Origin of the sequence: Nonomuraea coxensis DSM 45129, assembly GCF_019397265.1 — a bacterium.
GTDB classification, from domain to species: domain Bacteria; phylum Actinomycetota; class Actinomycetes; order Streptosporangiales; family Streptosporangiaceae; genus Nonomuraea; species Nonomuraea coxensis.
On the sequence record NZ_CP068985.1, the window covers coordinates 8,415,948 to 8,435,824 of the forward strand.

The 19,877-nt window shown below is 72.0% G+C and carries 19 protein-coding genes; 10 read left to right on the forward strand and 9 right to left on the reverse strand.

Annotated features, from left to right (window positions below):
- Window positions 1–65 precede the first annotated feature (65 nt).
- Both Nocox_RS39405 and Nocox_RS39410 read left to right on the forward strand, forming a co-directional pair.
- On the forward strand, window positions 66–1,004 hold the full coding sequence (locus Nocox_RS39405; RefSeq protein WP_020544209.1) for an MBL fold metallo-hydrolase: 939 nt from the start codon (window positions 66–68) through the stop codon (window positions 1,002–1,004).
- A gap of 82 nt (window positions 1,005–1,086) precedes the next feature.
- Entirely contained in the window at window positions 1,087–1,311 is a 225-nt protein-coding gene (locus Nocox_RS39410) for a hypothetical protein (protein WP_020544210.1), read from the forward strand.
- Window positions 1,312–1,317: 6 nt separating this feature from the next.
- Here the strand turns inward: Nocox_RS39410 and Nocox_RS39415 are convergent, their stop codons facing one another.
- Window positions 1,318–1,611: a Dabb family protein gene (locus tag Nocox_RS39415; protein WP_020544211.1), complete on the reverse strand. Its 294-nt coding sequence runs from the start codon at window positions 1,609–1,611 to the stop codon at window positions 1,318–1,320.
- 73 nt (window positions 1,612–1,684) lie between these two features.
- Between Nocox_RS39415 and Nocox_RS39420 the strand changes: the two genes are divergently transcribed.
- The gene (locus Nocox_RS39420) at window positions 1,685–2,422 is read left to right on the forward strand and encodes an NUDIX hydrolase (RefSeq protein ID WP_020544212.1); all 738 of its coding nucleotides are present in this window, start codon (window positions 1,685–1,687) and stop codon (window positions 2,420–2,422) included.
- Between the two features lie 226 nt (window positions 2,423–2,648).
- On the opposite strand, the gene Nocox_RS39425 is transcribed toward Nocox_RS39420, so the two are convergent.
- The 3 genes from Nocox_RS39425 to pdhA are packed head-to-tail and all read right to left on the reverse strand — an operon-like array spanning window position 2,649 to window position 6,235.
- Window positions 2,649–4,148, reverse strand: coding sequence for a dihydrolipoamide acetyltransferase family protein (locus tag Nocox_RS39425; protein ID WP_020544213.1), 1,500 nt, complete (start codon window positions 4,146–4,148; stop codon window positions 2,649–2,651).
- 12 nt (window positions 4,149–4,160) lie between these two features.
- Entirely contained in the window at window positions 4,161–5,102 is a 942-nt protein-coding gene (locus Nocox_RS39430; RefSeq protein WP_051112606.1) for an alpha-ketoacid dehydrogenase subunit beta, read from the reverse strand.
- A 35-nt stretch (window positions 5,103–5,137) separates the two neighbouring features.
- The gene (gene pdhA / locus Nocox_RS39435) at window positions 5,138–6,235 is read right to left on the reverse strand and encodes a pyruvate dehydrogenase (acetyl-transferring) E1 component subunit alpha (RefSeq protein WP_020544215.1); all 1,098 of its coding nucleotides are present in this window, start codon (window positions 6,233–6,235) and stop codon (window positions 5,138–5,140) included.
- A 227-nt stretch (window positions 6,236–6,462) separates the two neighbouring features.
- On the opposite strand from pdhA, the gene purS reads away from it, so the two are divergent.
- The 4 genes from purS to purL all read left to right on the forward strand — a co-directional run bounded on the left by purS (window position 6,463) and on the right by purL (window position 10,357).
- On the forward strand, window positions 6,463–6,711 hold the full coding sequence (purS, locus tag Nocox_RS39440) for a phosphoribosylformylglycinamidine synthase subunit PurS (RefSeq protein WP_020544216.1): 249 nt from the start codon (window positions 6,463–6,465) through the stop codon (window positions 6,709–6,711).
- A gap of 260 nt (window positions 6,712–6,971) precedes the next feature.
- Window positions 6,972–7,316: an ATP-binding protein gene (locus Nocox_RS39445; protein WP_246649685.1), complete on the forward strand. Its 345-nt coding sequence runs from the start codon at window positions 6,972–6,974 to the stop codon at window positions 7,314–7,316.
- A gap of 114 nt (window positions 7,317–7,430) precedes the next feature.
- On the forward strand, window positions 7,431–8,111 hold the full coding sequence (gene purQ / locus Nocox_RS39450; protein ID WP_026214544.1) for a phosphoribosylformylglycinamidine synthase subunit PurQ: 681 nt from the start codon (window positions 7,431–7,433) through the stop codon (window positions 8,109–8,111).
- Complete coding sequence (gene purL / locus Nocox_RS39455) at window positions 8,108–10,357, forward strand: phosphoribosylformylglycinamidine synthase subunit PurL (RefSeq protein WP_026214545.1); 2,250 nt, start codon at window positions 8,108–8,110, stop codon at window positions 10,355–10,357. Before purQ ends, purL begins: the two co-directional genes overlap by 4 nt.
- A gap of 63 nt (window positions 10,358–10,420) precedes the next feature.
- On the opposite strand, the gene Nocox_RS43850 is transcribed toward purL, so the two are convergent.
- Window positions 10,421–11,278 carry a collagen-like protein gene (locus Nocox_RS43850; RefSeq protein WP_051112602.1) on the reverse strand — a complete coding sequence of 286 codons (858 nt, stop codon included), beginning with the start codon at window positions 11,276–11,278 and terminating at the stop codon, window positions 10,421–10,423.
- 196 nt (window positions 11,279–11,474) lie between these two features.
- Here Nocox_RS43850 and Nocox_RS39465 point away from each other — a divergent pair, with 196 nt between their 5' ends.
- Window positions 11,475–13,499: an adenylate/guanylate cyclase domain-containing protein gene (locus Nocox_RS39465; protein ID WP_246649686.1), complete on the forward strand. Its 2,025-nt coding sequence runs from the start codon at window positions 11,475–11,477 to the stop codon at window positions 13,497–13,499.
- A gap of 12 nt (window positions 13,500–13,511) precedes the next feature.
- Here Nocox_RS39465 and Nocox_RS39470 read toward each other — a convergent pair whose 3' ends face one another.
- Window positions 13,512–14,504, reverse strand: a complete 993-nt coding sequence (locus Nocox_RS39470; RefSeq protein ID WP_020544219.1) for a DUF418 domain-containing protein — start codon at window positions 14,502–14,504, stop codon at window positions 13,512–13,514.
- Window positions 14,505–14,641: 137 nt separating this feature from the next.
- Here Nocox_RS39470 and Nocox_RS39475 point away from each other — a divergent pair, with 137 nt between their 5' ends.
- The gene (locus Nocox_RS39475) at window positions 14,642–15,304 is read left to right on the forward strand and encodes a Crp/Fnr family transcriptional regulator (RefSeq protein WP_020544220.1); all 663 of its coding nucleotides are present in this window, start codon (window positions 14,642–14,644) and stop codon (window positions 15,302–15,304) included.
- Between the two features lie 44 nt (window positions 15,305–15,348).
- Window positions 15,349–16,818, forward strand: coding sequence for an MFS transporter (locus tag Nocox_RS39480; protein WP_020544221.1), 1,470 nt, complete (start codon window positions 15,349–15,351; stop codon window positions 16,816–16,818).
- On the opposite strand, the gene Nocox_RS39485 is transcribed toward Nocox_RS39480, so the two are convergent.
- The 3 genes from Nocox_RS39485 to Nocox_RS39495 all read right to left on the reverse strand — a co-directional run bounded on the left by Nocox_RS39485 (window position 16,779) and on the right by Nocox_RS39495 (window position 19,854).
- Complete coding sequence (locus Nocox_RS39485) at window positions 16,779–17,525, reverse strand: hypothetical protein (RefSeq protein WP_020544222.1); 747 nt, start codon at window positions 17,523–17,525, stop codon at window positions 16,779–16,781. The genes Nocox_RS39480 and Nocox_RS39485 overlap by 40 nt on opposite strands.
- The gene (locus Nocox_RS39490) at window positions 17,522–17,899 is read right to left on the reverse strand and encodes a hypothetical protein (RefSeq protein ID WP_020544223.1); all 378 of its coding nucleotides are present in this window, start codon (window positions 17,897–17,899) and stop codon (window positions 17,522–17,524) included. Before Nocox_RS39490 ends, Nocox_RS39485 begins: the two co-directional genes overlap by 4 nt.
- Window positions 17,900–17,973: 74 nt before the next feature.
- A complete protein-coding gene (locus Nocox_RS39495) occupies window positions 17,974–19,854 on the reverse strand; it encodes an ABC transporter ATP-binding protein (RefSeq protein WP_020544224.1) in 1,881 nt (626 codons plus the stop codon).
- Between the last annotated feature and the right edge of the window lie 23 nt (window positions 19,855–19,877).

A 19,877-nucleotide genomic window follows, 5' to 3' on the forward strand; every position in this document is an offset into this window, starting at 1 on the left:
CCGTGCGGGCGTTCTGTCGTTCAGGACACAGCCCTCGCGGCCCGGGAGCGAGTAGCTTCGCGGGCATGAGCGCGTCCGTGCACGACGATCCCCTGCCGCCCGCGCGGGTCGACGAGGTCTCCGAAGGCGTCTACGCCTACGTCCAGCCGGACGGGAGCTGGTGGATCAACAACACCGGCTTCCTCGCCGGGCGGCGCGGGGTGATCTGCGTGGACGCCTGCTCGACCGAGCGGCGCACCCGCCGGTTGCGTGAGGCCATCGGCAAGGTCAGCGGGCGGCCCGTCACGACGCTGATCAACACGCACCACCACGGCGACCACACCTTCGGCAACTGGCTGTTCCCCGAGGCGACGATCGTCGGGCACGAGGGGGTACGGGCGCAGATCCTGGCCGAGGGCGTCCCCGCCTACCGGGCGGCCTGGTCGGCCGAGGTCGAGTGGGGCGCGATGGAGCTCGCCCCGCCGTTCCTGACCTTCACCGACCGGATCACGGTGCACTCCGACGACCTGCGGTGCGAGGTGCGGCACGTCGGGCACGCCGCGCACACCACCAACGACTCGTACGTGTGGATCCCGGAGCGGCGCGTGCTGTTCAGCGGCGACCTGGTGTTCAACGGCGGCACCCCGTTCGTGCTCATGGGCTCGGTCACCGGGGCGCTCGACGCGCTCGACGGGCTCAGGGCTCTGGAGGCGGAGACGATCGTGCCCGGCCACGGCGAGGTGTGCGGGCCGGAGGTCTACGACGAGGTCGAGGGCTACCTGCGGTTCGTGCTGGAGACCGCCAGGCGCGGCCGGGAGGCGGGGCTCACGCCGCTCGACGCGGCCAGGGAGACCGACCTCGGCCCGTGGGGCGGGCTGCTGGACGCCGAGCGGATCGTGGGCAACCTGCACCGCGCCTACGCGGAGCTGGACGGCGCTCCGCCGGGAGCGCCGATCGACCTGGCCGCCGCCGTGCTCGACATGATCGCCTACAACGGCGGCCGGCCGCTGTCGTGCCTCGCCTGATCGCGGGTGTGATCGGCATTAGCAGGGTATGACCGTGGGCGTACCCGCCGTTTACCGGCCCGCAGGACCAGGGAGGCTCGTCATGGGTGTCGGGGTCAGCATCTTCTTCCTCACGCTCGGCGCCATCCTGAGGTTCGCGATCGAGCCCGACGTCTTCGGAAAGAGCGTCCACATGGACGTCATCGGCCTGATCTTCATGATCGTCGGCGGCGTGGGCGTCGTGCTCAGCGTCGTGCTGGCCCCGAGGAGGGGCCGCACGTCCGACGAGCGCCTGATGCACCGCGAGAACCACCCGCCGGAGGTCTAGGAGGCCCTACACCTCGATCTGCACGGCCGCGCGGGCGCCGAGGATCGGCTTGATGTGCTCGGCGATGACCGCCTGGTGCCGCGGGTGGTCGCGGTAGACGATGTAGTCGTCCACGGAGTCGAAGTCGGCGACCACCCCGTAGGCGTGGTTGCCCTGGTTGATGCCGACGTCGGGGCCGACCGTGTAGGAGCGGAGCTCCGGGATGGCGTCCGGCAGCTTGCGCAGCTCGGCGGTCACCGTCGCCTTCTGCTCGTCGGTCGCGTCGTCGGTCCAGGTGAACAGCACGATGTGGCGAATCATGGGGGCACCCTATCGACATCTTCGTGTCGTCCTGGTTATTCTCAGATAGAGAAATACTCAAACTGAGAAGGACATGGGCGTGGAGGACTTCCTGGCCGGCTACGACCCGCGGCGCCACGCCCCGGTCGCGGTGACGGTCGACGTGGTCGCGCTGACCATCCGGGACCGGCGGCTGCACGTGCTGATCGTCGAGCGGGGGGCCGAGCCGTACGCGGGGTCCTGGGCGCTGCCCGGCGGCTTCATCCGGCCCGACGAGGACCTCGCCGAGGCCGCCGTGCGCGAGCTGGCCGAGGAGACCGGCGTGGCCGCCCGGCCCGCCCACCTGGAGCAGCTCGCCGGCTACGGCGGCCCCGGCCGCGACCCGCGCATGCGCGTCGTGTCGATCGCCCACCTCGCCTTCGCGCCCGGCCTGCCCGGCCCAGAGCCCGGCACCGACGCGGCGGCGGCCGTCTGGCACCCGGTCGACGACGTGCCGCCGCTCGCCTTCGACCACGCCCGCATCCTCGCCGACGGGGTCGAACGGGCCCGCTCCAAACTGGAGTACACCCCGCTCGCCACCGCGTTCGCCGGCGAGCTGTTCACCATCTCCGAGCTGCGGCTCATCTACGAGAGCGTGTGGGGCACCCCGCTGCACGCGGGCAACTTCCACCGCAAGGTCCTGTCCGTGCCCGGGTTCGTCGAGAGCACCGGACAGACCACCGAGACCGGCGGCCCCAAGGGCGGGCCCCGGGCCAAGCTCTACCGCGCCGGCGACGCCCGGCTGCTTCACCCCGCGCTGCTGCGACCGGCACGCGAGGACGACCTCCGATGACCTGAAGGAGACCCCCAAACGCCGAGGCGCCGGCCGGGGCGGACGGCGCGGGCGCGGCCGATCTACGAGGACGATGTATCAGACTGGGCAGGCGCCGTCTCCGACGTCATGAAGGCAACCGTGTGGCTCGCCTCGTACGGGCCTGCCGCGGAGAGCAAGCGCGCTCTCGTGCCGGGCCCGTGGTGATCGCCGGGGGAGGGGTCCTCCCGGCGATCACCCTTTGTCCTCAGCTCCAGGCCATGATCCGGAGCGGGTCCTCCAGCATGTCGCCGACGTCGCGCAGGAAGCGGGAGCCCAGCTCGCCGTCCACGATGCGGTGGTCGAACGACAGCGACAGCGTCGTCACCTTCCGCACGGCCAGCTCGCCGTCCACCACCCACGGCATGTCCCGCACCTGGCCGAAGGCGAGGATGGCGGCCTCGCCGGGGTTGATGATGGGGGTGCCGGTGTCCACGCCGAACACGCCGACGTTGGTGATCGTGAACGTGCCGCCCGCCATCTCGGCCGGCTGGGTGCGTCCCGCGCGGGCCGTCTCCGTCAGCTCGGCCAGGCTCCTGGCCAGGTCGGGCAGGGAGAGGGCGTGCGCGTCCTTGATGTTGGGCACCACCAGGCCCCGGGGGGTGGCGGCGGCGATCCCGAGGTTGACGTAGTGCTTGACGACGATCTCCTGGGCCTGCTCGTCCCAGGAGGAGTTGACCATCGGGTGCCGGCGGGCCGCCGTCAGGACGGCCTTGGCCACCAGCAGCAGCGGGCTCACCTTGACCTCGGCGAAGTCCGGCAGGGCGCGCAGCCGCCGGACGGCCTCCATGGTGCCGGTCGCGTCGATCTGGAGGAACTCCGTGACGTGCGGAGCGGTGTAGGCGCTCGCGACCATGGCCTGGGCCATCATCCTGCGCACGCCCTTGATCGGGACGCGCTCCTCCCGCTGCCCGGGGGCGGCCGGGGCCGGGACCTGCTGCGGGACCTGCTGCGGGACCTGCTGCGGGACCTGCCGCGGGACCTGCTCCGGGGCCTGGGCGGCGGCAGCCGCGGCGTGGACGTCGTCCCGCGTGATGGAGCCCTGCGGGCCGGTGCCCGTGACCGTCGTGAGGTCCACGCCGAGGTCCTTGGCCAGCTTGCGGACCGGCGGCTTGGCCAGCACCGTGATCGGGCCCGGCCCCTCGGCGACGGGTACGGGCGCCACCTCCACACGCCTCGGGTTGGCCACCGGGGCGGCGGGGATCGTGGTGGGCGCCGCTTCCGAGGGCGGGGTCTGCGTGGCCGGGGTCTCGGTGGCGGTGGCCGGGGGTTTGCGGGGGCGGCGCTTGGTGGCGCCGGTCTTGACGCCGTAGCCGACCAGGACCGCCTGGCGCTCCTCCTTCGGGGCCGGGCTGCCGTGGGCGCCGGGCTCGACCGCGCCCTCCGCCGGAGGCTCGGGCACCAGCTCCTCGGCCAGGGCCTTCGCCTGCTCTGCCGGAGCCGCCACCGGCGAGGTCTCGCCGGGCTCCTCGGCCGTGTCCACGGCGATGATCGGCCGGCCCACCTCCACCGTCAGACCCTCGTCGGCGAGCAGGCCGGACACCACGCCGTCCCACGGGATCGGCAGCTCGACGATCGACTTCGCGGTCTCGATCTCGACCACGATCTGGTTGACCTTGACCTCGTCGCCCGCCTGGACGTGCCAGCGGACGATCTCGGCCTCGGTCAGCCCCTCCCCGACGTCGGGGAGCCTGAACTCGCGTCGCATGAAACCCCCCTCTCAGAACCCGAAGGCCCGGTCGACGGCGTCGAGCACCCGGTCCAGGTCGGGCAGGTAGTGCTCCTCCAGCTTCGACGGGGGGTAGGGGGTGGAGAACCCGCCGACCCGCAGCACCGGGGCCTCCAGGTGGTAGAAGCACTGCTCGGTGACGCGGGCGGCCAGCTCGGCGCCGAAGCCGTTGTAGACGGGCGCCTCGTGGACGACCACGACCCGGCCGGTGCGCCGCGCCGACTCCATGATCACCGCCTCGTCCAGCGGGTTGAGCGAGCGCAGGTCCACGACCTCCAGGGAACGGCCGTCGTCCTCGGCCGCCGCCGCGGCCTCCAGGCAGGTCTTCACCATCGGCCCGTACGCCAGCAGCGTGGCGTCGGACCCCGGCCGTACGACCCTGGCCGCGTCGAACGGCGTCCACCAGCCGGCGGAGGAGGTGTCGATGTCGCCCTTCTCCCAGTAGCGGCGCTTGGGCTCGAAGAACACCACCGGGTCGTCGCAGCGGATCGCCTGCTGGATCATCGAGTACGCGTCCGCCGGGTTGGAGCAGGCGACCACGCGCAGCCCGGAGGTGTGGGTGAAGTACGCCTCCGGCGACTCGCTGTGGTGCTCGACCGCGCCGATCCCGCCGCCGCAGGGGATGCGGACGACGACCGGCAGCTTGATCGCGCCCAGCGACCGCATGGGCATCTTGGCGAGCTGCGTGATGATCTGGTCGGCGGCCGGGAAGACGAAGCCGTCGAACTGGATCTCGCACACCGGCCGGTAGCCGCGCAGCGCCAGGCCGATCGCGGTGCCGATGATGCCAGACTCGGCGAGCGGCGTGTCGATGACGCGGTCCTCGCCGAAGTCCTTCTGCAGGCCGTCGGTGACGCGGAAGACGCCGCCCAGCTTGCCGACGTCCTCGCCCATGATGAGGACCTTGGGGTCGTCCTCCATCGCCTTGCGCATGCCCTCGTTCAGGGCCTTGGACAAGCTCAGTACGGTCACTTCTCGAACCCCTCCAGATACGCGGCGAACTGGGCGCGCTCCTGGTCGATCAGCGCGTGGGGCTCGCGGTAGACGTGGTCGAAGATGTCGAGCGGCCGGGGGTCGGGCAGCGCGAGGCAGCGCCGCCGCAGGTCGGCGCCGAGCTGGGCGGCCTCCTCGTCGACGGAGTCGAAGAACTCCTGATCGGCCAGCTCGTTCTTGAACAGGTAGGCCTTCACCCGTTCGATGGGGTCCTTGAGCTTCCACGCCTCCAGCTCGCCGGCGACCCGGTAGCGCGTGGGGTCGTCGGTCGTGGTGTGGGCGCCCATCCGGTACGTGAACGCCTCGACGAGCGTCGGCCCCTGCCCGGTGCGCGCGGCCTCCAGGGCCTTGCGCGTGACGGCCAGGCAGGCGAACACGTCGTTGCCGTCGACCCGGATCCCGGGGAAGCCGAAGCCGGAGGCGCGGCGGTAGAGGGGGATGCGGGTCTGCTTCTCCAGCGGCTCGGAGATGGCCCACTGGTTGTTCTGGCAGAAGAACACGATCGGCGCGTTGAACACGCTGGCCCAGATGAAGGACTCGTTCACGTCGCCCTGGGAGGTCGCGCCGTCGCCGAAGTAGACGATCGTGGCGGCGTTCGCGTCGTCGCGCTGGATGCCCATCGCGTAGCCGACCGCGTGGAGGGTCTGGCTGCCGATGACGATCGTGTAGAGGTGGAAGTTGTGCTCCTTGGGGTCCCATCCGCCGTGGTTGACGCCGCGGAACAGCCCGAGCAGCTTGACCGGGTCGACGTCGCGGCACCACGCCACGCCGTGCTCGCGGTAGGTGGGGAACGCCATGTCACTGTCGGTCAGCGCGCGGCCGGAGCCGATCTGCGCGGCCTCCTGGCCGAGCAGCGAGGCCCAGATCCCGAGCTCGCCCTGGCGTTGCAGCGCCACGGCCTCCAGGTCGATGCGCCGGACGAGCACCAGGTCGCGGTAGAGCGACCGGACCTCCTCCGGGGTGAGATCGACGTCGTAGTCAGGGTGCTCGATCCGCTCACCCTCGGGGGTGAGCAGCTGGACGAGCTCCGGAGGTGCTTCGTCATGAGCACCGCGAGAGGCGTCGAGTGTCACGTGCCACTCTCCTGTGCGTCGGGGCTGGTCCTGATGGGGTTGCCACCTTAGGCCAGCCTTCTTGGCGATGAACCAACTGGTGGTGGTTCGTACGCGTTTGGGAACATCGTGGCAGACGTCACAGCCCTCCGCGCAAGCCCCATGTCTCCCCCGTTCCCGTTGCCGCGTCGGCCACACGCCCCCGGTAGGCTGGCTTTCCCACCACCGTCCCACGCAGGAGGAAGTCAGTGGCGCGCGTCATCGTCGAGGTCATGCTGAAGCCCGAGATCCTCGACCCGCAGGGCCAGGCGATCGCGCGGGCGCTGCCCCGGCTCGGCTTCTCCGGCGTCTCGTCCGTCCGCCAGGGCAAGCGTTTCGAGGTCGAGCTCGACGGCCCGGCCGACGCCGCGGCGCTGGACGAGGTCCGCAAGATGGCCGAGACCCTGCTGGCCAACACCGTGATCGAGGACTACGCCGTCCGGGTCGAGGAGCAGTAGGGAGATTTGGCGTCCTGTTTTCCCCGTGGCCGCTTAAAGCCGGGCTCCGGCATGCCACAATGCCACGGGGTTGCCAACAGTGAATAACAACCGCGTGATTTTGCGGTTAGCCCTGTTTTCACAGGGAAATCTACTCCAGGTGACATTCTGGCGCCCGGAGGAGTCCGGTGGATATTGAGTTCTCGTTGGCACTGCCTCGGGATGCGATCGGCATACCGATGGTCAGGCGGGTGCTCGGCGATGCCATGAGGTCGCTCAACGTGAGCGAGACCTGCATCGCCGACATGCTGCTCGCCGTCTCCGAGGCATGCTCCAACGCGGTTCGGCACGGGGGGCCCGCCAACCGCTACGAGGTGACCGCGTCGATCGGCTACGGCCAGTGCGACGTGCGGGTGGCGGACAGCGGCAACGGGGTGCCGTCGATCCCGCCGAGCTTGCCCCCGCCCGACACCGAGAACGGCCGCGGGCTGCTGATCATGCGCTCCGTCGTGGACGAGATCTCGTTCGGCGTCACGCCGGGCCGTGGCACCACCGTCCATCTGCGCAAATCGCTCGACTGGGACGACGAGGTCGCGGCCCGTCCCCGGGAGCTCGCCGCCGTCTGACCGCGATACCGCGCATCTGAGCGCCTCCGATACGCTGAAGTGACCGCCGCAGACCACCGTCACCCCGCATCGACGGTGGCGCGTGCGCGCGCATCCTCGGAGGGGACGACTGTCATGAGCGCTGCCCGTGTGGGCGTAGTCACGTTTCCAGGAACTCTCGACGACCAGGACGCCGCCAGAGCCGTGCGCCTCGTGGGCGCGGAGGCGGTGCCGCTGTGGCACGCCGACCACGACCTGAAGGGGGTCGACGCCGTCTTCCTGCCCGGCGGCTTCTCCTACGGCGACTACCTGCGCTGCGGCGCCATCTCGCGCTTCGCGCCGCTGATGGACGAGCTGATCCCGGCCGCCAGAGCCGGGCTGCCGGTCATCGGCACCTGCAACGGCTTCCAGATCCTCTGCGAGGCCCACCTGCTGCCGGGCGCGCTGACCCGCAACGCCTCGCTGCACTACGTCTGCCGCGACCAGCGGCTGCGCGTCGAGCGCGCCTCGACCTCCTGGACCAACTCGTTCGACGAGGGCCAGGAGATCACGCTGCCGATCAAGCACGGCGAGGGCCGCTACGTCGCCTCCGCCGACACCCTCGCCGAGCTGGAGGCGGGCGGCCAGGTGGTCGTGCGCTACCTCGGCAACCCCAACGGCTCGCTCAACGACATCGCCGGCATCAGCAACGCGGCCGGCAACGTCGTCGGCCTCATGCCGCACCCCGAGCACGCGGTCGAGGACCTCGTCGGCGCCCCCAGCACCGACGGCCTCGGCTTCTTCACCTCCATCCTCAAGAGCCTGGTGAATGTATGACTGACACCGTCGAGCGGGCGTCCGCGACGCCCGACGAGCCGATGCCCTTCGCCGAGCTCGGCATGAAGCAGGACGAGTACGACCGGGTCAAGCAGATCCTCGGCCGCCGCCCCACCGGCTCCGAGCTGGCCATCTACAGCGTCATGTGGTCGGAGCACTGCTCGTACAAGTCGTCCAAGGTGCATCTCAAGCAGTTCGCCACCAAGGCGCCCAAGTCGGAGGCGCTGCTGGTCGGCATGGGCGAGAACGCGGGCGTGGTCGACATCGGCGACGGCTGGGCGGCCACGTTCAAGATCGAGTCGCACAACCACCCGTCCTACGTCGAGCCCCACCAGGGCGCGGCCACCGGCGTCGGCGGCATCGTCCGCGACATCATGTCGATGGGCGCGCGCCCGATCGCCGTCATGGACTCCCTGCGCTTCGGCGCGGCCGACGCGGTCGACACCCGCCGGGTGCTGCCCGGCGTGGTCGAGGGCATCAGCAGCTACGGCAACTGCCTGGGCCTGCCCAACATCGGCGGCGAGGTCGTCTTCGACCCCTGCTATCTCGGCAACCCGCTGGTCAACGCCCTGTGCGTGGGCCTGCTGCGCAAGGACCAGATCAAGCTCGCCACGGCGCCCGGCCCCGGCAACCAGGTCGTGCTGTTCGGCGCGTCCACCGGCCCCGACGGCATCGGCGGGGCGAGCGTGCTGGCCAGCGCCACGTTCGAGGACGAGTCGCAGGCCAAGCGGCCCGCCGTGCAGGTGGGCGACCCGTTCATGGAGAAGCTGCTCATCGAGTGCTGCCTGGAGCTGTACGCGGCCGACGTGGTCGTCGGCATCCAGGACCTCGGCGCGGCCGGCGTCTCCTGCGCCACGACCGAGCTGGCCGCCAAGGGCACCGGCGGCATGCGCGTCGACCTCAACCTCGTGCCGCTCCGCGACCCCTCGCTCCGCCCTGAGGAGATCCTCATGAGCGAGTCGCAGGAGCGCATGATGGCCGTGGTCCGGCCCGACGACATCCCGGCGTTCATGGAGATCTGCGCCAAGTGGGACGTCCCCGCGACCGTCATCGGCGAGGTCACCGACACCGGGCGGCTCGTCATGACGTGGGACGGCGAGGTCATCGTGAACATCCCGCCGGGCACGGCCGCCGACGAGGGGCCGGTCTACGAGCGGCCCTACCACGAGCCGGCCGGGCAGTCCGCGCTCAACGCCGACACCCCCGACCGCCTGAAGCGGCCCGCCGACCTGCGGGAGACGCTGCTGCGGCTGCTCGGCTCGCCCAACCTGGCCTCCAAGGCGTGGGTGACCGACCAGTACGACCGTTACGTCCGGTCCAACACGGTGCTGGCCCAGCCGGCCGACGCCGGCATGCTGCGCATCTCCGAGGCCATCGAGGGCGCCGAGCCGACGACGCGCGGCATCGCGCTCGCCACCGACGGCAACGGCCGCTACGCCAAGCTCGACCCCTACGCGGGGGCGCAGCTCGCGCTCGCCGAGGCCTACCGCAACGTCGCGGTGACCGGGGCCGCGCCGCTCGCCGTCACGAACTGCCTCAACTTCGGCTCGCCCGAGGACCCCGAGGTCATGTGGCAGTTCGCCGAGGCCACGCGCGGCCTCGCCGACGCCTGCCGGGCGCTCGGTGTGCCGGTCACCGGCGGCAACGTCTCCTTCTACAACCAGACGGGCGCGACCGCCGTCAACCCGACCCCGGTCGTGGGCGTGCTCGGCGTCATCGAGGACGTCGCCAAGCGGGTGCCCACCGGGTTCGTCGCCGAGGGGCTGCGCGTGGTGCTGCTCGGCGACACGCGCGAGGAGTTCGGCGGCTCGGAGTGGGCGCACGTCGTCCACCACCACCTGGGCGGGCTGCCGCCGCAGGCGGACCTGGAGGCCGAGCAGGCGCTCGGGGCCGTGCTGGTGGAGGCGGCCAGGCGCGGGCTGCTGGAGGGCTCGCACGACCTGTCCGACGGCGGGCTCGCGGTGGCGCTGGCCGAGTCGTGCCTGGCGCGGGGCGTCGGGGCGCGCGTGACGCTGTCCGGCGAGCCGTTCGTCGACCTGTTCAGCGAGTCGGCGGCGCGGGCGCTGGTCGTGGTGCGGCCGGAGGCGTACGACGAGTTCGCCTCGCTGTGCGGGCGGCACGACGTGCCGTGTTACGGGCTCGGGGTCACCGGCGGGGCGTCGCTGGTGGTCGAGGACGTGTTCGAGGTGCCGGTCGAGGAGCTGCGGGAGACGCACCAGGCGGCGCTGCCGGCGCTGTTCGGCTGACCCGGGACGTGAGAAGGGCCGGTACGGGGTCTCCCCCGTGCCGGCCCTTTCGCGCGTGGGGGGTTACGCCTTCTTCAGGCAGACGACGTAGACCGTGCCGTTGACGGACGTGCCGTTGTTGCCGCCGTGGCCGGCGGTCTTCTCCCCGCCGCTGGGGGCGAAGTCGTTGCCGCCGCCGTTGTCGTCCTTGGCGACACTGACGGTCCAGCCGGTGCCGTTGCCGCTCGGCGCGCTGGTCATGACCTCCGCGTTCTTCAGGGTGCTGAAGCTGAAGCCGCCGCCGGTGGCGTTGCCGCCCTGGCTGCAGGAGGCGGTGGCGGAGCCGACGCTGTTCAGCGAGGCGGTCTTGGTGTAGGTCGTGAAGCTGCCGCCGTCCTTGCCGTCCGCGCCCTTCGGGCCCTGCGGGCCCGCGGGGCCGGTGTCACCCTTGGGGCCCTGCGGGCCGCGGGGGCCCTGCTCGCCCGGCTTGCCGGGGAGCCCGTCCTTGCCGTCCTTGCCGGGGAGCCCGTCCTTGCCGTCCGCGCCCTTCGGGCCCTGCGGACCCGCGGGACCGGCGGGGCCGGTGTCGCCCTTCGGGCCGGCGGGGCCGGTGGCGCCCTTCAGGCCGGGGCGGCCCTGCGGGCCCTGGGGGCCGGCGTCGCCCTTCGGGCCCTGCGGGCCCGTGTCGCCCTTGGGGCCGACGGTGACGGAGTTCGTGGTGGCCTCGCTGCCGCCGCCGATGAGCACGCGGATCTCGGTGGTGCGGCACTTCGTGGTCGGGTTCACGATGCGCGCGTAGCGCGTCTTCTTGTGCACGCAGGCGGTGACCTGGTTGCCGGCCGACGATGCGGTGGCGACGCCACCGACGGCGAGAAGCGAGGCGGCGAGCGCTCCGACAGTGGCGAGGGTGAGCGCACGCCCACCGCGGATCTTGATAGCCACGACTGTCCTTCCAAGCGACGGATGTTGCGTAAGAGATGCATGAGAAGCACGTTTCAACCGCTCCAAAGGATGGCAGAAACTACATAACGTGTTTATTACGGTGCAGAATGCGACTGACCGGGTTGACCGATAGTCTCCGACTCGGGTGAGTAAAACGGCACAGTCGCGGCACCGGCCGCCCGTGGATAATCGGCATGTGCCTCGCGCCGATCCCGCCCCCTACCTGCCGCCGGCCACCCAGCCGGTCCGCGGCGCGGTCTGGGCGATCCACCTGGTCCTGCCCATGCTGGGCCTCTGGCTCCTGCTCGCCAACGACTCCGTCAACATCCCCTGGCAGCACAACCCGAGCCACTTCTGGCTGATCGTCGCGGTCGCCGGGGTCAACGTGGCGCTCGGCCTGATGATCAGCGAAGCCTCGCGCCGCCGCCGCGACGCCCGCCTGTTCCTCGTGTCCATGGTCTTCCTGAGCAGCGCCGGCTTCTTCCTCATGCACGGCCTCGCCACGCCGATGATCATCCTGCACACGGGCTCGCTCGGCTTCGACATCGGCCAGCAGGTGGGCCTGTCGGTCGCCGCCGTGTTCGCCTTCGCCTCGGCGCTGCCGCTCGGCGAGCCGGCCGCCGCCCGCGTGCTGGGCGCGCAGCACTTCGTCCGCGCGGCGCTGCTCGGCTTCATGGCGGTGTGGGGCGTCGTCTCACTGGTGCCGGGGCTGACCGCGCTCAGCGAGCCGCCCGCCGTGACGCCGGTGCCCTGGCTCGCCTGGGGCTCGATCCCCGGTCTGCTGCTGTACGCCGCCGCCAGCGTGATGATGTTCCTCATCCACCGGCGGCGGCCGTCGGCCATGCTGATCAGCCTCATCACCGCGTACGCGCTGCTGGCCGAGTCGATGGTCGCCGGCATGTCGCAGCTCAACTGGCACCTGTCGTGGTGGGAGTGGCACCTGCTGCTGACCCTGGCCTTCGTCTTCGTGGCCTACAGCGCCTACCTGCAGTTCCGGCGCGAGGGGTCGAGCGCGGGCCTGTTCGACTCGGTGACGCTCGCGGCGACCGTACGCCGGATCAGGCAGGACTACGACCGGGCCCTGGAGGAGCTGGTCGAGGCCGTACGCAGGGGCGAGCCCCTGGCCGCGACCCGCCTGTCGGGCAAGTTCCGGCTCAACGAGAGCCAGACCGCCGTGCTGGACCGGGCGGGCGCGGCGCTCGCGGGCGAGCGGGAGCTGTCGGCCCGGCTGGCGGCCCTGGTGGACGTCAGCGGCCGGACCAGGGTCGGGCTGCCGGAGGACGAGCTGCTGGCCTCGTCGCTGGAGCGGGTGCGGCAGGCGTACGGAGACGTCAAGATCGCGTTGGTGGCCGACGGCCGGACGCAGGTCGGCTCCCGCGAGTACGCCTTCACCGGCGACGAGCCCATCCGCCGCGACCACCTGCTGGCCTTCCCGCTCACCGTCAAGGGCAGGCTGGCGGGCGTGCTGGAGGTGCCGATCGGCCGGACGAGCCAGGACGAGGCCCTCGCCGCCACGCTCGCCGGCCAGCTCTCCCTCTCGCTGGAGAACGCCCGCCTCTACCGGGAGCTGCACACGTTGTTCCACCAGTACATGTCGCCGGACGTGGCGCACGCGCTGCTGGCCGACCCGGCGCAGGCGGCGCTCGGCGGCGAGCTGCGCGAGCTGACCGCGCTCTTCGCCGACCTCAAGGGCTTCACGACGTTCTCGGAGAAGGTCACGCCCGGCGAGATCGTCGAGATGCTCAACCGCTACCACACGGCCGCCGTGCCGTGCATCCTCGACAACGGCGGAACGATCGTGCAGTTCGTGGGCGACGCGCTGCTCGCGCTGTTCAACGCCCCGGCCGCGCAGGAGGACCACGCGCGGGCCGCCTGCCGGGCGGCGCTCGCGATGCAGCAGGCCGCGGCCGAGGTGGCCGAGGAGATGGCGTGGAAGCGGGTGGACGACGTGCCGTGGCCGACGTTCCGGGTGGGGATCAACACGGGGCCCGCCCTGGTCGGCAACATCGGCAGCCCCGAGCTGCGCGGCTTCAACGCCATGGGCGACTGCGTCAACGTGGCCGCCCGGCTGGAGGGCGTCGCCGAGCCCGGCACGGTCGTCATCGGCGAGACGACGCTCAAGCAGCTCGGCGCGGGCGCGAGCGTCAGCCCGCTGGGACGGCTGAGCCTGAAGGGCAAGGAGGAGCTCGTCGCGGCGTACGTCCTGACCGGGCTGGCGTAGCGGGCTCCCGGCTCAGCGGCGCAGGGCGGGGCGGCGGGCCCAGGTGGCCCAGCGCCAGAGCCACTCCAGGGGGCCCTGGCGGCAGCGGCGCAGCCAGAGGGTGGAGAACAGCCACTGCGCCGCGAGGATGACCGCCGCCGCCTGGAACGCCACCGTCGGCGACTCGCCGATCGGCAGGCCGAGCAGGTGCGCGGCCGCCAGGACGAGGAGCGTGGCGGTCAGGTAGTTGGTCAGCGCCATCCGGCCGAGCGGCGCGAAGACGAACCGCAGCACCGGCCGCAGCGGCGTCCTCAGCAGGACCAGCACGCCGCACACGTAGATGGCGGCGAGCAGCAGGTCGGCCAGGGTGGTCAGGGCGGGCAGGTAGGCCGTCTCGCCCAGCGCCCGCAGGTTCGCCTGCTCCCACAGGGCGGCGGCCAGACCCGCCGCGAAGGCGAGGCCCAGCAGCAGCGGCCCCCGGGTGGACCCCTCGATCTTCGCGATCACCCCGTAGCGGACCAGCGCCGAGCCCAGCAGGAACAGCCCGGCGATCAGCAGGGGCCCGCCCCCGCTGCTCACCGCCACCGCCAGGAACACGGCGGAGAGGCCCGCCACCGCCCACCGGGGGATCCGGCTCGACGGCAGCAGCACCAGCAGGCCGACGACGGCGTACTTGGTCAGGACCTCGCCGGGCCACAGCAGCATGTGGACGAGGCCGATCGCGAGCAGCGCACCGAGCCGGCGCAGCAGGACCAGCCACGGGCGGGGGTCGCGGTGCGCGGCCGACTCCAGCAGCAGCGAGAACCCGATGCCGAACAGCAGGGAGAAGATCGGCAGCCCGAGCCAGGGGTCCCAGTCGCCCATGGGCTGCACCGCGACGGCGGAGCCGCCGGAAGCCATGAGCTGGATGTTGGCGAGCAGGATCTCGCCCAGCGCGAACCCGCGCAGGACGTCGAGCGCGGCGATACGCGGCCGGACGAGGGCACCGGGGTCCGGTCCCGGAGCGTGATCTTGGGGGGAAGGCATGGGACCTCATCCTGGCGACGCGGCCCCGGCGCGGGCATCGACCGCAAGTCCGGTCCCCCGCTCCGCGCCCGTACTTTCGGCCGATGCCTCCGGCGGAGCCGTAGCTATGCGCGTTCCAGGCCGACATAATCGGGCGCATGGACCCAGAGCCGGGCGAGTTCCTGTCGATGCTCACCGACGAGGAGGCGCAGGCCCTGCGCGCGGCCGGACGCCTGCGCCGCTGGGATCGCGGCACCGCCGTGATGAACGAGGGCGACCGCGGCGACTGGGTGCTCGTGCTGCTCGACGGCCGGGTCAAGGTGTCGTCCCACACGAGCGGCGGCACCGAGGTGGTACTGGCCGTACGCGGGCCTGGCGGGCTGCTCGGCGACATGTCCGCCATCGACGGCTCGCCGCGCTCGGCCACGGTCACCGCGCTGGAGCCGATCAGCGGCATCGTGGTGCGCGACTTCCCAGCGTTCCTGGAGGCCCACGGGCGGATCGCGGTGCTGCTCATGAAGCTCGTCACCGGCCGGCTGCGCGACTCCGACAGGAAGCGCGTCGAGTACGGCGCCTACGACACGACCGGCCGGGTGGCGACCCGCCTGATCGAGCTGGCCGAGCGGTACGGCGAGAAGACCAACGGCGGGGTGCGCGTGGCGCTGCCGCTGTCGCAGGACGAGCTGGCGGGCTGGACCGGCGCGTCGCGGGAGGCGGTCAGCAAGGCGCTGCGCACGCTGCGCGACCGGGGGCTGATCGAGACCGGGCGGCGGCGCGTGGTCATCCATGACCTCGACGGCCTCAGGAAGCGCGCCCGGTAACCCCCGCACCAAATCGGACGTACGTCGTACGTCATAGTGGGAGCATGGTCGCGGTCACCCCCCAAGACGACAGCCGCCTCCGCTACGCCTGGAAGGCGTGCTCGGTCACCAGTCTGGGGCTCGTCCTCATCGGCATCGCCGGCAGCACGCTGAACGTGGCCTTACCGACCGTCGTGCGGCACTTCGCGGCCGGGCCGACGGAGTCCGGCTGGATCCTGCTGTCGTTCCTCCTGGTCAACACGGCGACCCTGGTGCTCTTCGGCCGGGTGGCCGACCTGCTGGGCAGGCGGGAGGTGTACCTCGCGGGGTTCGCCCTGTTCACGCTGGCCTCGCTGCTCGCCGGGCTGTCGCCGGACGTGTGGTTCCTCATCGCGATGCGCGTGGTGCAGGCGGTCGGCGCGGCGATGATCCTGGCGAACGGCACCGTGATCATCACCGACGCCTTCCCGCCCGAACGGCTGAGCCAGGGCATGGGCGTCTACATCGGCACGCTCTCGGTGGCGCAGCTCGCCGGGCCCACGATCGGCGGCCTCATCGCCGCGACGGCCGGCTGGCAGTGGATCTTCTGGGTGAACGTCCCCGCCGGGCTGCTCGCGCTCGGCTGGGGCGCGGCAATCCTGCGCAAGGTGCCCCGGGGGCCGCGCAGGCCCGTGGACGCGCCGGGCAACGTGCTGCTGTTCGCCGCGCTGTCGGCGCTGCTGCTGGCGCTGTCGGAGGCCGGCTCGCGCGGGCCGGCGAGCCCGGTGGTGCTGGCAGGGGCCGGGGTGTTCGTGCTGCTGGTGCCGCTCGTCGTGCTGGCCGAGCGGCGGGCCTCCAACCCGGTGCTGGACCTGCGGCTGTTCGGCGGGCGGCTGCTCGCGTACGCGAACGCGGCCTCGTTCTGCAACGCGCTGGCCCGCTCGGCGCTGATCCTCGTGGTGGCGCTGTACTTCCAGGCCGCGCGAGGGCTGGACGCGTTCGCGGCCGGGCTCAGCGTGCTGCCGGTGCCGGTCGGGATCGGGCTGGCCTCGCCGCTGGTGGGGCTGCTGGGGCGGCGGGTGTCGCCGTACGCGCTGTCGATCGGCGGGGCGACGCTCAGCGCGCTGGGGCTCGGGACGCTGATGCTGACGACCGATCCGGCGACGCCGTACTGGGTGACCGGGATCGGCCTGTTCGTGGCCGGGTGCGGCAGCGGAACGTTCCTGACCGGCAACACCACGCAGGTGATGGCGGCGCTGCCGAGCGACAGCCTGGGCGTGGTCAACGGCTTCCGCGTCATGATCATGAACGTCGGGATCGTCATCAGCGTCGGACTGTCGCTCAGCGTGCTCACCGCCTCCGTCGGGCCGGAGCTGCGCGCCCAGGTGTACGCCGGAACGCTGTCCGCGCTCTCCCCCGTGGCCGTCGGGCAGCTCATGGACGGCTTCCAGCGGGCGTACGCGGTGCTGTTCGCGGTGGCCGTGGCGGGCGCGCTGCTCGCGGCGCTGGCGCGCGGTCAGAGCACGGCGGAGAGCCGCGCCTCGACGTCGCGGTAGCGGGAGACCGGGACGAGGTGGACCCCGGCGAACGCGCCCGACTCGCGCAGCGCGAGCACCTGCTCGCAGGCCGCCTCGACGCCCGCCATGCGGTCGGCCGCCACCCGCCGGACGAGGTCGCCGGGGATGCCGATGTCGGGGATCGCGGCGGCCAGGGCCGCGGCGTGGCGCTCGCTGGCGAGGACCATCACCCCGGCGTAGACCGGCACGTCCGCCGGATGCTCCTCGCGCCACCGGAGCTGATCCTCGACCGAGTAGCTGACCTGGAGGAACAGGAAGTCGGCCGTGTGCTTCCACGCGGGCAGGGAGCGCAGCCCGGCCGCCGCGCCGAGGCGGAGGTCCGGCGAGAACGCCCGCGCCTCCTCGATCATCGAGCGCACGGTGAGGTCGCCGGTCCGGTTGCCGCTCGTGGGCTTGTCGCCGTACACGAACAGGAACTGGTCCACCCCGTACGCGGCGGCGGTCAGCAGGTCGCGGTGGAAGCCGAGCAGGTTGCGGTCGCGGGAGTTGAGACAGGCGATGCCCCGCCCGCCCATCGCCTCGACCTCGTGCGCCACGGCCACGCTCGACACGGTCGCGCGCCCGATGTGGTTGTCGGGGATGAGGAAGGAGTGGGCGATCGTGCTCATGGTGCCGATCTGGTGCCTGACGTGCTTCAGATCGGGCTTGGTCGGGGGTTCGATCTCGCAGATCAGCTCAAAGGTCACGAAGAGGACCCTAGCCGCCGGCAGGCGAGGGTTTCGATGCCCGCCAGGACGAGGTCGACGCCGAAGGTGTCGTAGAGCGCCGGGTCCGGCCCCTCGACCAGCGGCACGGCCATCTCCACGATGTGCGGGTAGGTCTCGGGCGGCACCGACCGCAGGCCGATGAGCTTGGCCCGCACGGCGGAGGCGGCCTCGCGGCCGGCGCGGTGGTGCACGGGGGCGTCGGCGATGGCGCTGTTGAGCAGGTAGCGGCCCTCCTCGTCGATCCTGCGCACCGGCTCGCGGAGCCCGCGCCGGTCCGTCGTCGAGAAGAAGAGCTCATCCGCACGGATGTGATGTTCCATGCCGTTCGGCATGATGGATCCGCCGGCCGTCATCGCCCACCTTTCCCGTCTTCGGAGGCGATGGCAGCTCGGATCACGGGGCAGGGAAGGGCGAGTTCGCACCTGGGCTAGGCGAACGCCTCGACGGTCGTGGGGTCGTCGAACTGGGTGCGGTAGAGCTCCTCGTAGCGGCCGCCGGCGGCCAGGAGCTCGGCGTGGGTGCCGCGTTCGACGATCCGGCCGTCCTCGACGACCAGGATGAGATCGGCGGCGCGGATCGTGGACAGGCGGTGGGCGATGACCACGGCGGTCCGGCCCGCGAGGGCCTCGGTGAGCGCGGCCTGGACGGCGGCCTCGGAGGTCGCGTCGAGCGCCGCCGTGGCCTCGTCCAGGACCACCACCCGGGGCTGGGCCAGCAGCAGGCGGGCGATCGTGAGGCGCTGGCGCTCGCCGCCCGACAGGCGGTAGCCGCGCTCGCCCACCATGGTGTCGAGGCCGTCGGGCAGCGAGCCGATGAGGGTGTCGAGGCGGGCCCGGGTGAGCGCGTCCCACAGCTCGTCCTCGGTGGCCTCGGGGCGGGCCAGCAGCAGGTTGGCCCTGATCGTCTCGTGGAAGAGGTGGCCGTCCTGGGTGACCAGGCCGAGGGTGTCGCGGAGGGAGTCGAAGGTCAGCTCGCGCACGTCCACGCCGGCGAGGCGGACGGCGCCGGAGTCGACGTCGTACAGGCGGGGCAGGAGCTGGGCGATCGTGGACTTGCCCGCGCCCGAGGAGCCGACGAGGGCGACGACCTGTCCGGGTTCGGCCCGGAACGAGATCCCGTGGAGCACCTCCTGGCCGCCGCGCGAGTCGAGCACGGCGACCGCCTCCAGCGAGGCCAGCGAGACCTTGTCGGCCGAGGGGTAGGCGAAGCGCACGTCGTCGAACTCGACCGCGACCGGCCCTGCGGGGACCTCGCGGGCGCCGGGCCGTTCCTGGATGAGCGGCTTGAGGTCCAGGACCTCGAAGACGCGCTCGAAGCTGACGACCGCGCTCATGATGTCCATGCGGGCGGAGGCGAGGGCGGTCAGCGGGGCGTACAGGCGGGTGAGGAGCATGGCCATCGAGACGACCGCGCCGGGCTGGAGCTGCTCGCGCAGGGCGTAGAAGCCGCCGAGGCCGTACACGAGGGCCAGGGCGAGCGCCGAGACCAGGGTCAGCGCGGTGACGAAGGCCGACTGGGTCATGGCCGAGCGCACGCCGATGTCGCGGACCCGGCGGGCCCGCGCGGCGAACTCGGCCGACTCGTGGGAGGGCCGGCCGAACAGCTTGACCAGCGTCGCGCCCGGCGCGGAGAAGCGCTCGGTCATCTGGATGCCCATGGCCGCGTTGTGGTCGGCCGCCTCGCGGCGCAGCCGGGCGATGCGCGTGCCCATCCGCCGCGCGGGCAGCACGAACACCGGCAGGAGCACCAGCGCGAGCAGCGTGATCTGCCACGAGATGCCGATCATGGCGGTGAGCGTCAGCGCCAGCGTCACGAGGTTGCCGACCACGCCGGACAGAGTGTCGGTGAACGCCCGCTGCGCCCCGATCACGTCGTTGTTGAGCCGGCTGACCAGCGCGCCGGTACGGGTCCTGGTGAAGAAGGCGACCGGCATCCGCTGGACGTGGTCGAAGACGGCGGTGCGCAGCCCGAGGATGAGGTCCTCGCCGATGCCCGCCGACAGCCACCGGTTGACCAGCCCGAGCCCGGCCTCGGCGACGGCGATCGCGGCGATGGCCACCGCGACCGCGGCCACCACGCCGAACGGCTCGGCGTTGAAGATCGCGTCCACGACCCGGCCCGCGAGCAGCGGCGCGGCCACCGCGAGGCCCGACAGCACCACGCTGAGCAGCACGAACAGGGCGAGCTTGGCCCGGTGGGGCCGGGCGAAGCCGCCGATGCGCAGGAGCGTCGCCCGTGAGAGGGGGCGACGCTCCCGCTGGTCGTCCATCGAGTAAAGCTGGTGCCAGGCCGTCATCTCCATGCTCATGGCATGGGACGCTATTTCCTCAA

Excerpts from the sequence above, each read along its gene's own strand:
- purQ (WP_026214544.1), top strand. The coding sequence starts at position 7,431 with ATGAGCGCTGCCCGTGTGGGCGTAGTCACGTTTCCAGGAACTCTCGAC.
- Nocox_RS39420 (WP_020544212.1), top strand. The coding sequence starts at position 1,685 with ATGGGCGTGGAGGACTTCCTGGCCGGCTACGACCCGCGGCGCCACGCC.
- Nocox_RS39490 (WP_020544223.1), bottom strand. The coding sequence starts at position 17,899 with ATGACGGCCGGCGGATCCATCATGCCGAACGGCATGGAACATCACATC.
- Nocox_RS39425 (WP_020544213.1), bottom strand. The coding sequence starts at position 4,148 with ATGCGACGCGAGTTCAGGCTCCCCGACGTCGGGGAGGGGCTGACCGAG.
- purL (WP_026214545.1), top strand. The coding sequence starts at position 8,108 with ATGACTGACACCGTCGAGCGGGCGTCCGCGACGCCCGACGAGCCGATG.
- Nocox_RS39470 (WP_020544219.1), bottom strand. The coding sequence starts at position 14,504 with ATGCCTTCCCCCCAAGATCACGCTCCGGGACCGGACCCCGGTGCCCTC.
- Nocox_RS39475 (WP_020544220.1), top strand. The coding sequence starts at position 14,642 with ATGGACCCAGAGCCGGGCGAGTTCCTGTCGATGCTCACCGACGAGGAG.
- Nocox_RS39495 (WP_020544224.1), bottom strand. The coding sequence starts at position 19,854 with ATGAGCATGGAGATGACGGCCTGGCACCAGCTTTACTCGATGGACGAC.
- Nocox_RS39405 (WP_020544209.1), top strand. The coding sequence starts at position 66 with ATGAGCGCGTCCGTGCACGACGATCCCCTGCCGCCCGCGCGGGTCGAC.
- Nocox_RS39415 (WP_020544211.1), bottom strand. The coding sequence starts at position 1,611 with ATGATTCGCCACATCGTGCTGTTCACCTGGACCGACGACGCGACCGAC.
- Nocox_RS39430 (WP_051112606.1), bottom strand. The coding sequence starts at position 5,102 with ATGCGCAAGGCGATGGAGGACGACCCCAAGGTCCTCATCATGGGCGAG.
- Nocox_RS39480 (WP_020544221.1), top strand. The coding sequence starts at position 15,349 with ATGGTCGCGGTCACCCCCCAAGACGACAGCCGCCTCCGCTACGCCTGG.
- Nocox_RS39410 (WP_020544210.1), top strand. The coding sequence starts at position 1,087 with ATGGGTGTCGGGGTCAGCATCTTCTTCCTCACGCTCGGCGCCATCCTG.